Genomic DNA, 12,211 nt, shown 5'->3' with positions numbered 1-12,211 from the left:
TCACACGCAGCACCCTGAAGTCTCCGAGCGAGAACGGCGGCTTCGCACAGAAACTTTTGAGGTCGTCTCCGATTATTTGGCTGCTAGGAATGATAGCGCTTGTCGAGGCGTTTGTGATCGTCGACTTGGCGAAATAACAATGGCTGGGCCGGGCGATGGGTGACCGTCCAACTATTCGATGACTTATGGATCCCGCGAAATGATATTCGAATTCAGTGGAGGCGGGTGAGGCCATCATCCAAATCTGGAACAGCGATAGGAGCGGGGAGCACGTCATCGGTCGGATCGAGGTCGACCCAGATCTTGGGGTTGTAAGAAGACTGTCTCATCTTGACGCTGTATGCCGTTCGATACCATGGCACAATCTCATTCGATCGATTATCTAAGATGAGATCGCCGTAATTGGTCCGTGCGGTCAGCACCGCGTGACCATCGCCGTTCTCAATGCGGACAACCGTCATCAGAAGCGCACTCGCGGGCCAACCCATTGCGATAAGAATGTGCCGCTTCATTAAGGCGTAATCTTCGCAGTCGCCCTTGCCGTCGGTAGGGATGGTCCAATAATCTTCAATGCCGTAATGCTCAATATCGGTCTCCGGCACAATCGTGCGATTGACCCGGAGATTGACCTCATCCAATTGCTCCAATTTTTTAACGGTCTCCACAAAGCCCTGAGCTGCGCTACGTGGCAGGCACTCGCTCGGGTTCTCAACACAGAATCGATAGAAGGCCGGCGGAGCCTGGACAGGTCCGTATTCCTGCATGAAAAGCGATCTAATAACCTGTTGTGGACGCGTGAGGCTTTCATCGGCCCGCGTTGACTGTGAACTGAACAACGCAAGCTGTGCCGCGAGCATTAGAACGACGTAACGCATCGCCAATATCCATTGACCGCGGTCCCTCAATGACAGGATCGGCGACGCTTCTTAAGAGACGACTAAGATAGTCGGGCGCGAACATGGCCGAACGAACTAGCTGTTTGGTCGGGTGCATTGCCTGCGCCGAGCGCGATGATCGTCTCCTGGGGCCGGTCTTCGGCCTGCCAACGGCCGGGAGCCACATCCGATACTGGTATACGCGCGACTTTCGAAAGCGAATGAGCGCGATCAATTCATCTTGAGGCCCAAAAGCTCGCTGATCGAAGCTTAATCTACCAGATTTGCAAAGCGAGAGCGCTCGTGACGGATACCTGCCATTCGGGATTGGACATTGGCTTTGTTAATTTGGGTTATGGCAAGTCTGCCGCTTTGGGTGCAGTCCAAGGCATCACTGAACTGATGCCAATATCCTCAAGCGCTCACATGCGCATTGTCCCGGCAGTGTTAGGCTGGGGTGATCCGGGCGCTCCTTTTTCCGCTGTTCGCTTGGGATGATCGGACTAGTCGCCCAGAACACGAGCGATCGCTCGTTAGAGAGCCCTCACGTCCGCTTTTGTATAACTGGGATCGTTCTGACGGGCAGGCCCCAGATTTTCAGTGTTGCCGCTGTTAGCCGATTTTGTCGGAAAAGTCCGGGGAAGGGGTTTCGAGGACGCGGTTTGTCACCGCAGTGGTCTAAGTATTGGCGGCCACTTCGGCTGCGTGGGCTAGCAGTCATCCTCCTCGCAGAAGCAATCAGCCGACGCCTTTCATGTTGATTTCCGAAGCTAAACGACGCCGCGTCAGATCTATGTGCTGTCGCAGTTCATACAATTGGTCAGCATAAGTGAGGGGCACGGGAAGATTGTCGAGGGTCGCTTCAATACGATCCAATTCCTCTAATTTTTTGACGCGCTCATCCGCATTTGCAGCGCGTTTCGCCGCCGCTTCGAGGCGCTTTAACTCGCCGTACCAGCGGATGATCCGACGACGAATGCGCCAATCGTAGAGCTGGGGAGCGAACCTCAAAAGCGGGATTAGAATTGGCAACAGAACAACGAGAGATAACGTGAGTCGATCTATGGTCGTGGCCACCCAAAACGGTACATACCGTTGCATCAGAGGAGGACCAGATCGGTATACGCGTAGCGCCTCATCTGAGATAGCGAACTCCGGATCGACCTGCGTCGGAAAACGGCCGGGACTTTGAAACAACCCTTGTTCGCCGGAAGGGCCGATTGTGGTCTGAGCATGAACCTCTTGCAAGGCTTGAGCGAGAAGATTCACGAGCGCCGGATGCGTATCACTCCGCACCAAAACCGCAGCGCTTGTGGCGATAAGCGAAGTATCTTTCGGCGGGATGTCGGCCGCGAAGTCTACGACTCCTTCTCGCAGAAAAAGATGTGTTAGGAATGAAAATCGTTGCGCATAGGCGTCGGCGTTCGCGAGGCTCATGAGGTGAACGTTCGGCGTCCTGAGAAGTCGCTCGATTGTTTTAGCATCGGGAGCCAGTATCAAGAACCCAGCGTCGGCATCCCCTCTTGACAACATGTCCACATAGTCGGGAAGCTCATGATTTAATAATGAGGCGTTCTCGCTGGAAATCCCGTTTGCGGTGAGGAGCTGTAATGCGACGGCGTTTGTACCACTTCCTGCCGGTCCGACGAGTATGCGCTTGCCCTTGAGCTCAGTCAGTCGGGTGAGAAATTTGTCGCCCGCATAAAATATCCAGACTGGCTCATAATTGATGCGGCCGACCGACTCCAAGCCTTGGGTATCGTTTTTGGAGGCAATACCGCTTTGAACAAATCCGGCCTGAACTCCTGAATTTGGATCTTGCAACGCTTTTATATTGGCGAATGACCCTGTAGATTCGCGGATATCCAGCTTCACGCCGTTGCGCTCAAAAATTGCACGGTAGCGCTCGGCAAACCGATAGTAGGGACTGCCTGAACTTGCCGCGGACAATACAAGGGTTCCTGGCGGCGGCGGGTGCATAAATCGCAAAGCGAACCAAATACCAATCGAAGCGAGTAAAAGCACGGGCACAACGACAAGTAAAAAATCGTGTGCCCCCCTGAATTGAGTTCCCGAACGCATGTTTACTGCCCCTGAAGTCAGCGACTGTCTCACAGATGGCGATTTTATCCTCGGTTTCAGTGCATCGATCGAACGGCGTATCCGGAAGATACAGCTGCCACTGGACAGCGCGGTAGTTCGTTCAATATGTTGCTTCAGTCAATTCGGTTTCCGAGCCTATAGCTTCAACAGGATTTCACTCGGTCAACTATAAATGGCTGTCCACACGCGAGAAGTTTTTCTAAGTGCCCAAGTGCTTGGCATTTTCAGATGGGTATCGGCCACCTGCAATAAGTTGAAGAAGTGAAACTGTGCGATTGGAATTTTCCAACACATTTATTTGATTGATCTCTGCTCGTCGTATTCGGCCGGAACTAATTTCGGACCTAATTAGAGGTCTGGCAAGCGAGTCCTTTCGCTTCGAAGCGTGCTCTATCCCTCTGGCTCGAAGCTAAGGCTCCCGGAATTCGCGACTGCTCCAAATATCCCGCCTTCTGTTTTTATGGTGTGTAATGCAGCAGCGTGGTTTTCTTGAACACTTGCCGCACATGCATCCGCAATGACCAAACACTCGTAATTTCGGTCGACCGCATCGCGGAGCGTCGAGTGAACGCAGACGTCGGTCGTCACGCCGGTCAAAATAAGGTTTCGCATGCGACGCGTACTGAGGATGCGTTCGAGGTCGGTGGCATAGAATGCGCTGTACCCAGGCTTATCGACCACGACATCGCCGGGCTGCGGTTCGAGCTCTCCGATTATATCCCACCCAGGTTCGCCTCTGACGAGCAATCGTCCCATCGGTCCGGCCGATCCGATTTCGGCTCCTGCCTGTTGCGATCGCCAAGCCTTGAGACGCGGGAGATCACTAAGATCTGCGCGATGGCCTTCCCGGGTGAATACCACAAGACCACCCCAGGTCCTGACCTTCTCACAAACGGCGGCGACCCTCGGCACGATCGCGCGCGTTGGGGCGATGTCATATCCCGATGACGCAAGATATCCATTGGGATCGCAGAAATCGCGCTGCATATCGATGACGAGTAAAGCCGTCGTTTCGGGCTGCAGGTCTCCGTCGTGCGGCCACGGGTAAGGATCTGCCTGCATGAATGTCTTTGACACCGCTTCTTTCCTTGATCGATTGCCTGGATAGCCCAGAGGTCAGGGACACGATCAGATCGCGAGGGCTGCACCATCCGATCGGGGATCGGTGGCGCTCTCCACGCGACCTGAAGGATGAAGAACCACCGCGCCGGCATGTCCCATCGATTCGGAGTAGTCGGAGTACCGCTCGGTGCTGTGACCGAGGTTGATCAGCTGGTTCTCTATTTCCTGAGAGAAGCGTCCTTCGAGCTTTAGCGACAGGCTGCTGTTGCCCCACGTCTTCCCGAGAAGCCAACGAGGCGCGCTGATCGCATTCTCAAGACTAAGATCGAACAAGGCATAACGCGTGAACAGTGCTGCTTGCGTTTGTGGTTGGCCATCGCCTCCCATCGTGCCGTAGGCCATTGTCCGGCCGTCGTTGAGTTGGGCGAGCGCGGGATTGAGCGTGTGGAAGGGCTGCTTTCGCGGGGCCAACTGATTGGGGCCAGGTGCGAGCGAGAAGCCTGCGCCGCGATTTTCGAAGGCGATTCCGGTCTTCGCACACGTCAAACCGGATCCGAATTCCCAGAACAGACTTTGAATCAAACTCACGACGGCGCCATCGCTGTCGGTGGCGCCCATCCATATCGTACCCCCGAGTTCCGACGGGCCGGGCCACGGCGATGCTTTGTTCCGATCAATCGCTGCCGCCATTTCCGATACGGCACCCGGCAGCAGGAATTGCGATGCCTCTATCGGCATGAAATCCGGATCGGCGAGGTTTTTGTTTCGAAGATCGAATGCGCGTTTGGTCGCCTCCACCAAGCTGTGAATGTACGAACTGCCGTCGGCCGAGCCGACGCGCAACCGGTCGAAGATTGCAAGAATGAGTAAGGAGGCAAACCCCTGCGTCGGGGCCGGGGAATTGTAGAGCGTTCCAGCGGAAACGAGGGCAGATAGAGGCTTTCCGTATTCCGCCGTGTATGACTGGAAATCCTCGAGTCGAAGTGGACTGCCGGCTTCCTCGAGGAATTGCCCGTGAATCTCCGCGAGCGCGCCTCGATAGAAGCTGTCGAGACCTTCTTCGGCGAGCCTGCGAAGCGTCGCTCCAAGCGCGGGCAGACAATAACGTTCGCCGGGAGCGGGAACCTGCCCATCAGGCAGAAACACCTGCTCAAATCCTTGGATCGTGCTGAGCTCAGGCGCAAAAATATCGAGAGTACGGGAAAGGCTGCGGGAGACAGGGCAACCATTGACCGCATGATCCGTCGCGTCTCGCAGCAGACGTTCCAACGAGAAACGTCGCGCTTCAGGGACGAGATCGAGTGCCAGCTTCCAACTGGAAATCGCGCCCGGAACCAGCAGCGCTGCATCGGGGCCTCGCACCGGAAGCTCGGTGTATCCGCGATCGCGATAATAGCCGACAGTTGCGCGCGCGGCTACGCGGCCGCAGCCGGAGATGAAAATCGGCTCTTCGCCCTTACGCTTTATCAGCCAGAATGCGTCCCCGCCCAAGCCATTCATGTGCGGGTAAACGACGGCAATGGTCGCTGCTGCCGCAACCATCGCCTCGATGGCAGTGCCGCCCTCGGCGAGCACCGCACGTCCTGCTTCTGCCGCAGCATGATGCGGGGCCGAGATACAACCTCGGGTGCCCGACGCGTAAAGCTTGGATACGGTCTCCGACGGAGAAGGTGTGTTCTCAGACAACGGCATGCGAACGCTTTGCTACCGGGCTGGTCTCGAAAACGCCCGCCGCGAGAGGCCACGACGTGATGGCGCTCGTCGACGACAGATAGGCGAACACATCGCTCATGCAGAGAAGCGCAGCCGCTTGATGCGCTGGAGAAACGGCCGCAACGGCGTCCGTCGGAACTGTAACGCGATAATCCAGATTACGAGCCGAATAAACCGTGCTCATCACGCAGCAGTGCGTCGTCACTCCACAACAGACCAGGTTCTTGATGCCGCGAGAACGCAGGAGAAGATCGAGGTCGGTTCCGACGAAGCAATCGTATCGACGCTTATTGCGAATGCGCCAATCTTCGGGACGGACATCGAGGCCCTCGGTCAGCTCGCAGCCCGGCGTTCCTTCGAGACAGTGCACCGGGTCGAACTCCAGCTCGATCCCGTAGTCGCTGAGATCTGACCGATGCATTTCGTGCGTAAAAATGATCGGCATCGCGTGCTGTCGAGCCCAACTGATGAGGCGGTTGATGGCGGGGATGATTGCCCGCCCTCCCGGAGTTTCTTGAACGGCTCCCTGATCGACAAAGTCGCGCTCCATGTCGATAACGAGCAGGGCCGTGTTTTGCGTCCCGACTTCGCCCGCTGGGATGGCTCGGTAATGTGGTTCCATGGGCTACTTGCCTATGAATGACGGATTGAAAATATTCGACGTGTCGACAACGCCATCGTTGACTTTTACCTCTTTGAAAAATGCGGCCAGTTCCTTCCCGACTTCAATCGCCGGACCCTTCATCTGGGTGACGTTATCGGACGCGCCATAAAGCTTCACCTTCGGCAGCATGTCGAGCACTTCCTCCGGCTTGAGCTCCAGGGATTTCGCCGCCACAGCGGAAGCCGCCTTCGGATCGGAGATCGCCAGTTCATTGGCTTTGTTCAAAGCGCGAAGAAACGCTTTCGTCTCGTCAGACTTGTCCTTCGCGGTCTTGTCGCTGATGGCAACAACGTCGAGGATCAGGTTCGGTGCTTCTTTGGACGAGAAAATGACATGACCCTTTTTCTCGCCCTGCACCTTTGTGATCCAAGGTTCCCAGGTGACGGCGGCGTCTAGCTTGCCAGCGGCAAAGGCGGCCCCCGCGTCGTCGGGATTCATGTTTATCAGCTTGATGTCACTCGGGGCCAGACCATACTTCGTAAGCGCTTTGCGAAGGAGGAGTTCGTTGCACTGGCCAGCGGTTGCGGCAACGGTCTTTCCCTTGAGATCTGCGGGCGTCGCGATATCTGATTTCGCGAGAATGGCGTCGGCGCCGGCAGATGTGTCGGTCATATAGACGATCTCCAGACGGCCCGGAGCTTTGTCGAGCGCCGTGATGACGCTATCGGCAGTCGTGAAGTGCGCATCGAGCTGGCCCCCGAGGAGCGGTGCGAGGCCATCACCGGGCGAACTGAACGATTGCATCTGGAGGTCCAGACCTTCGTCCTTGAAGAACCCTTTCTCTTTCGCGATGAAAAGGGAAATGTATCCGATCCAACTATTATAGCCGACTTTATAGGGCTTCAGCGTGTCCGCACGGGCTGTAGACCACGAGACGGCGGATAGCGCCATGATTAGAACTGCCGTCAAGGCCCTGAACACAGCTTTCATTGGCTTCCCTTTCGCGCTTTGTGCAACTGACTCACATGGGACAACTCCGGCTCCTGCGCTTGCAGCAGCCGTTGCAGGTAATCGTCGCGGTGGGCGTCCGACTCGCGCCTTAACAGGCCGAGCATGTGACGCTTGAGAGAGATGAATTCGGGCGCGAGCTTAAGATCGAGCTTGCGAACATCGCCGAACGGGACCGGAATATCGTCGACGATCCTGCCGGGACGAGGAGAGAACACCAACGTCCGCGTCGATAGAAAGAGGGCTTCATCGACGTCATGCGTCACCATCAGCACCGTCGTGCCTTCATGGCGGCTGAGAAGTGCTGTGAGCTGCTGAATTTCCTCGCGCGTCTGCGCATCGAGAGCGCCGAACGGCTCATCCATTAAAAGGATTGCCGGGCGCGGAAGCAGCGCGCGCGCAATGGCAACGCGCTGCTTCATCCCCCCGGACAATTCGCGCGGATACGCATTCGCAAACGCCTCAAGACCCATCAGGTAGAGAAGCGCGGCGCATCGCTCCTTGGCGGCTTTCAGGGCTTCTCCACTCGGGCGAGAGCCATTCAGCGTCGCACTGAAGAGAATGTTCTGGGTGACGTTCAGCCAGGGATAGAGCGTGTAATTCTGGAAGACCATGCCGCGGTCGGCTCCGGGGCCGATGGCTTGGCGGCCGTTGACGAACATGTATCCATCGGTCGGCTCTTCGAGTCCGGCGAGGATGAACAGCATCGTCGTCTTGCCGCAGCCCGATGGACCGATGAGCGTCACGAACTCTCCGCGCTCGACTTTGAATGACGTCGGACGCAAGGCTTCGACGCCACCTTTGTCGGTGCGATAGACCTTCGAGACGTTCTGAACCTCGAGAATCTGACTCATTTTCCGCTCTCAGCCCATTTGAACAATCGGCGGTTGAGCGCGCGAAACATCAAATCGATAAGCAGGCCGATAGCGCCGAGGAGAATGAGATACACCCATATTTTCGGGGTCTGCAGGAAGCGCGAAAACTTCAGAATGCGAAATCCCAATCCCTCGTTCGCAGCGACCAGCTCGGCGACAATCAGATAAGTCCAAGCCCAGCCGTTGCAGAGACGAAGCGCGTCGAAAATGCCCGGCATCGCGGAGCGCCACAGAACGCGTCGAATAATTTCGCCCTGCGTCGCGCCCAGAGTCTGGGCCACTTGCAAGAGCTCGTAAGGGACCCGTCGCACTTCATCGGCGACCATGAGGACAAGCTGAAAATAGGTGCCGATAAAAATAAGAGCCCATTTCGATTCTTCGCCGATCCCGAGCGTTACCATCAAAATCGGAATGAGCGCCGGAACCGGGACGTAACGGACGAATTCCGTCACCGGTTGAACAATGGCTTCGACCGGTTTGAACGAGCCCATCAAGATGCCGATGGGCAGCGCAGCCATCGCGGAGAGCAAAAAGCCAGCCGTGACCCGCACGAAGCTGACCCAAAGATCCGACCAAATTGTTTGGTCACCGAATATATCTGCCATCGTATGAGCGACAGTGATAGGCGACGGCAGGAAGACCGGATCGACGATGGCGGAAGCGCTGATGAGCCCCCAAACGAATAGACAGATGGCGAAGCCGACGACGGCAAGAAGACGATACTGCCGCGTTGGAATGCTGCGCCGTAACTGCAATGTCAGGCCGCGCTGGGTCACACTCATCGAGCCAACGCCTCTCTACCGCGCGAGGGGCCGAAAGGCCACGAGATCGACTTCCACCCGCGCGCTGCGTGCAAGGGCCGTTACACCGATGCACGTCCGCGCCGGCAACCGATTGGCCGGGAAGTAACTCGAATAGATCTCGTTGAAGCGCGCGTAGTCCTTCTCGAAATTCGTCAGATATGCGCCGGCGCGCACAACGCTCGACCAATCGAGACCCAATCCGGTCAGCACGATATGCAGGTTGGCCATCACGCGATGGGTCTGCTCTTCGATATCGTCCGGTATGGGACGTTCAGGCTCGCCGGGATATGTCGGCATCTGCCCTGTAACGTGAATGAAGCTTCCCGCTTCGACGGCGTGCGAAAAGGTAGCGACCGGCTCGGGAGCATTCGGGACCATGTAAAAGCTCAATCCCGAGGTCGCGATATTTGCAGACATGAACAGATCCATACAGACGAAATGTCTGCACCAGATTTTGCAAGGTGTGTGCCAGTGCTTTGCGCCGTGGCCGCCAGCGCGCGGCGCGCATTTCTCCTTTAAAAATGCAGGTTCTCTTGACCTGAGGCGAAGGAGAGGGAGCTCTGCGAGTTGCGCTCTGCCCAACTGAATGGCGGCGTGCATCCATTATATGCAGACAAACGATCTTCTGTGGCGCGCGAAAATCCATACAATGACGCCGGGGACCTTCGCGTGGAAGCAGCATGAAATGGATCTCTGAAATCAGGCGTCTCAAAGGGCCGCGCTATCTCGCGATTGCTGACGCCGTCACACGTGCGATCGATGATGGCGAGCTTCTCAACGGCACCCGATTGCCGACGCATCGCTCACTTGCCGATCAATTGGAACTCGATGTCACCACGGTAACGCGGGCCTATTCGGAAATACAGCGACGGGGTCTTGCGGAAGCGCGCGTCGGTCAAGGGACGTTCGTGCTCGCGCGGCTTCCAGACTCTCCTGTATCGTCGCTGACGACGACAAATAATGCGCCGTTTATAGATCTTTCGCACAATTTCCCGGCGGGTGCGCCGCCTCTGCCGAACTTGCGCGAGCTTGCAAGCGAAGTCGCCCGCGACCTGGATTACGGCGCTCTTCTCGGCAGACAGAGCGATATCGGAACCGTCTCCCATCGCGCAGCTGGAGCCACTTATCTGCAAACCTTGGGTGTGAAGGCGGGGAGTGACGATATCGTCGTTTGCGCTGGCGCCCAGCACGGTATCGCAATTGCTCTCGCTGCGCTGACGGAACCCGGCGAAAGCATCCTCATGGAGGCGACAACTTTTTATGGCGCGCGAACTGCCGCCAGAATGCTCGGTCGCAACGTCGTCCCGGTGGCAATGGATGACGATGGATTGATGCCCGATGCCCTTGAGGACGCTTTGCGCTCAGGCCATGCTCGGGTGCTCTATTGCGCACCCACTCTGCATAATCCGACCACCACGACCATGCCGCCGTCGCGTCGAAAGGCGATCGCTAAAATCTGCGAACGTTACAAGATCGGGGTCGTCGAAGACGACGTATACGGATTTCTTCTTTCGCCACGTCCTGAACCATTGGCCGCGCGGCTCCGCACTCAAGCCATATACATCACGAGTTTTTCTAAGAATTGCGGACCCGGCATGCGAGTCGGCTATATGCGCGTGCCGGAGCAATGGCGGCGCGCTGTCGGAACTGCGCTCCGCGCAACGACGCTTATGGCGGCGCCGATAGAGGCCGAAATAGCGGCGAGACTTGTGCGCACGGGGCTCATTGCTGAGCTGGAGGATGCACAGCGGGAACGCAACGCGGAACGTCAACTGATTGCCCAACAGGCTTTTCGCGGGTTGGATTATTCATCGAGCCCGACTGCGTTCCATGTCTGGCTGCGCATGCCGTCGGGTTGGCAAAGCGAAGTCTTTGCTGCCGAAGCCAAGCTTCGAGGCGTCGGCGTCAGTCCAGCCGCATTTTTTAATTTGGATCCGAAGAATGCCCGCGACGCAGTCCGCGTGTGCCTCTCGGCAGCCGAAAGCCATGACGTCCTTCAGAGAGCCGCGAAAATCCTCGCCGACCTCGTCGTGAGCGGCAACCCGTGGGCGCCGACCGCCGCAATTGTCTAAGGCGCAGCTCGGGACACCTTCAATGTTTTCGAAAGGAGGATCGACCACGCATGCTGAAAAGCATGATCGAACGATGCTTCCGGAAAAGCCGGAACTGCAGACGGACTACCTCACCGGAGCGTCCGGATCGGGTTTCTCGCCAGGCGCGTCGAGCGGCACGGGAGAAGGCTGGGGCGGCTCCTTCGGCGCAGGCGGCAAGGTGGGAAGCTCTCCAGGCTCCTGCGTGGGGAAAGGAATTCGTGGAGGATCGTTGCCGTTTCCCATCCCTGCTTCCTTTCCTTCTTCCCAATCGTCTGACGGCGCACCCGTATCGACTTGGCAACGCCTTCTGAACAGGGTGCGTTCCCTCACGGGTTGGCAAAAATAGTTGGGTTGCCGTGAAAGCATCAAGGCCCGGCAGGGATTGCTGATCCGCGCCGGGCCTATGATGAAACGTTCCGATCTTCGCCGTGAGCTTCGAAATTCTAATGTCCCGCCGCGGTCGAATCCTTGCTCAATGGCGTGACGAGGCCAAAGGGATTGCCGTCGGGATCGGCGACAATCGCAAGTCTACCGATGTTATTAGCGTCGGTCGGAGCCTTGAGAACTTTGCCGCCCTTCTTCAAGGCTTCGACAACGGCGTCGTCGACATTGCTAACTTGAATGTAGGTCAGCCAGCCGGGCTTGGGATCGGTCGGCTCCTTGCCATCATACTTCGCGAGCCCTGCGCTCTCGTTGCCATTCTGCATGAATAGAGTGTATTCGTTTTCGCCGGCAGCGGGGGGACGAGAAGTATCTTCCGCGGCAACGATCTTCGGCGTCCAGCCGATCACGCCCGCGTAGAAATCTCGGCTGCGCTCAGGATTGGCGCTGATGAGTTCGTTCCACCAGACGCTTCCGTTATCCGCCTGCGCAGCTGGTGCCGGGCTCTGGGCATTCGCCGGGAGCGAAAAGAAAGCGGCGAATACCGCCGAGAATAACGTGATTACGGCGATGCGCGGCTTCGAAATAATTTGGGACATGTCACCCCACTCCTGGTTCGGATCGAATTTGGAGACATCTAAGCAAGCGTAATGCCAACTATGAGCATGATCCCGCACCGAGGTTTTCGGTCCGG

The 12,211-nt window shown here is 57.1% G+C and carries 11 protein-coding genes and 1 pseudogene; 2 read left to right on the top strand and 10 right to left on the bottom strand.

All coding sequences use genetic code 11. The features are described 5' to 3' along the window. Window positions 1–212: 212 nt before the first annotated feature. Window positions 213–875, bottom strand: a complete 663-nt coding sequence (locus tag AACL53_RS19570; protein WP_339086250.1) for a transglutaminase-like cysteine peptidase — start codon at window positions 873–875, stop codon at window positions 213–215. Window positions 876–1,178: 303 nt separating this feature from the next. Here AACL53_RS19570 and AACL53_RS19565 point away from each other — a divergent pair. Next, window positions 1,179–1,358 (top strand): annotated as a pseudogene (locus tag AACL53_RS19565) (undecaprenyl-diphosphate phosphatase); the annotation flags it as partial. Between the two features lie 255 nt (window positions 1,359–1,613). On the opposite strand, the gene AACL53_RS19560 reads toward AACL53_RS19565, so the two are convergent. The 8 genes from AACL53_RS19560 to AACL53_RS19525 form a co-directional block, all read right to left on the bottom strand. Beyond that, window positions 1,614–2,957: a TAXI family TRAP transporter solute-binding subunit gene (locus AACL53_RS19560; protein ID WP_339086249.1), complete on the bottom strand. Its 1,344-nt coding sequence runs from the start codon at window positions 2,955–2,957 to the stop codon at window positions 1,614–1,616. 411 nt (window positions 2,958–3,368) lie between these two features. Further along, window positions 3,369–4,040, bottom strand: a complete 672-nt coding sequence (locus tag AACL53_RS19555; RefSeq protein WP_339086988.1) for an isochorismatase family cysteine hydrolase — start codon at window positions 4,038–4,040, stop codon at window positions 3,369–3,371. Between the two features lie 66 nt (window positions 4,041–4,106). Continuing rightward, a complete protein-coding gene (locus AACL53_RS19550) occupies window positions 4,107–5,732 on the bottom strand; it encodes a gamma-glutamyltransferase (RefSeq protein ID WP_339086248.1) in 1,626 nt (541 codons plus the stop codon). Then, on the bottom strand, window positions 5,719–6,375 hold the full coding sequence (locus AACL53_RS19545) for a cysteine hydrolase family protein (RefSeq protein WP_339086246.1): 657 nt from the start codon (window positions 6,373–6,375) through the stop codon (window positions 5,719–5,721). Before AACL53_RS19545 ends, AACL53_RS19550 begins: the two co-directional genes overlap by 14 nt. 3 nt (window positions 6,376–6,378) lie before the next feature. After that, complete coding sequence (locus AACL53_RS19540) at window positions 6,379–7,347, bottom strand: aliphatic sulfonate ABC transporter substrate-binding protein (RefSeq protein ID WP_339086245.1); 969 nt, start codon at window positions 7,345–7,347, stop codon at window positions 6,379–6,381. Beyond that, entirely contained in the window at window positions 7,344–8,219 is an 876-nt protein-coding gene (locus AACL53_RS19535) for an ABC transporter ATP-binding protein (RefSeq protein ID WP_339086243.1), read from the bottom strand. Before AACL53_RS19535 ends, AACL53_RS19540 begins: the two co-directional genes overlap by 4 nt. Continuing rightward, entirely contained in the window at window positions 8,216–9,022 is an 807-nt protein-coding gene (locus AACL53_RS19530; protein WP_339086241.1) for an ABC transporter permease, read from the bottom strand. Before AACL53_RS19530 ends, AACL53_RS19535 begins: the two co-directional genes overlap by 4 nt. Window positions 9,023–9,037: 15 nt before the next feature. Then, entirely contained in the window at window positions 9,038–9,433 is a 396-nt protein-coding gene (locus tag AACL53_RS19525; protein WP_339086986.1) for a RidA family protein, read from the bottom strand. 290 nt (window positions 9,434–9,723) lie between these two features. Between AACL53_RS19525 and AACL53_RS19520 the strand changes: the two genes are divergently transcribed. Further along, window positions 9,724–11,115: a PLP-dependent aminotransferase family protein gene (locus tag AACL53_RS19520; protein ID WP_339086239.1), complete on the top strand. Its 1,392-nt coding sequence runs from the start codon at window positions 9,724–9,726 to the stop codon at window positions 11,113–11,115. Between the two features lie 464 nt (window positions 11,116–11,579). Here AACL53_RS19520 and AACL53_RS19515 read toward each other — a convergent pair whose 3' ends face one another. Next, entirely contained in the window at window positions 11,580–12,116 is a 537-nt protein-coding gene (locus AACL53_RS19515; protein ID WP_339086238.1) for a VOC family protein, read from the bottom strand. Between the last annotated feature and the right edge of the window lie 95 nt (window positions 12,117–12,211).

Source organism: Hyphomicrobium sp. ghe19, from assembly GCF_902712875.1.
Lineage (GTDB): Bacteria > Pseudomonadota > Alphaproteobacteria > Rhizobiales > Hyphomicrobiaceae > Hyphomicrobium_B.
The sequence above is the reverse complement of the archived record's forward strand: the minus strand, read 5'-3'. Positions and strand labels throughout refer to the sequence as shown.

Bases quoted from the DNA above. Each gene is read 5' to 3' on its own strand.
- AACL53_RS19570 (WP_339086250.1), bottom strand. From the start codon at position 875: ATGCGTTACGTCGTTCTAATGCTCGCGGCACAGCTTGCGTTGTTCAGT.
- AACL53_RS19560 (WP_339086249.1), bottom strand. From the start codon at position 2,957: ATGCGTTCGGGAACTCAATTCAGGGGGGCACACGATTTTTTACTTGTC.
- AACL53_RS19555 (WP_339086988.1), bottom strand. From the start codon at position 4,040: ATGCAGGCAGATCCTTACCCGTGGCCGCACGACGGAGACCTGCAGCCC.
- AACL53_RS19550 (WP_339086248.1), bottom strand. From the start codon at position 5,732: ATGCCGTTGTCTGAGAACACACCTTCTCCGTCGGAGACCGTATCCAAG.
- AACL53_RS19545 (WP_339086246.1), bottom strand. From the start codon at position 6,375: ATGGAACCACATTACCGAGCCATCCCAGCGGGCGAAGTCGGGACGCAA.
- AACL53_RS19540 (WP_339086245.1), bottom strand. From the start codon at position 7,347: ATGAAAGCTGTGTTCAGGGCCTTGACGGCAGTTCTAATCATGGCGCTA.
- AACL53_RS19535 (WP_339086243.1), bottom strand. From the start codon at position 8,219: ATGAGTCAGATTCTCGAGGTTCAGAACGTCTCGAAGGTCTATCGCACC.
- AACL53_RS19530 (WP_339086241.1), bottom strand. From the start codon at position 9,022: ATGAGTGTGACCCAGCGCGGCCTGACATTGCAGTTACGGCGCAGCATT.
- AACL53_RS19520 (WP_339086239.1), top strand. From the start codon at position 9,724: ATGAAATGGATCTCTGAAATCAGGCGTCTCAAAGGGCCGCGCTATCTC.
- AACL53_RS19515 (WP_339086238.1), bottom strand. From the start codon at position 12,116: ATGTCCCAAATTATTTCGAAGCCGCGCATCGCCGTAATCACGTTATTC.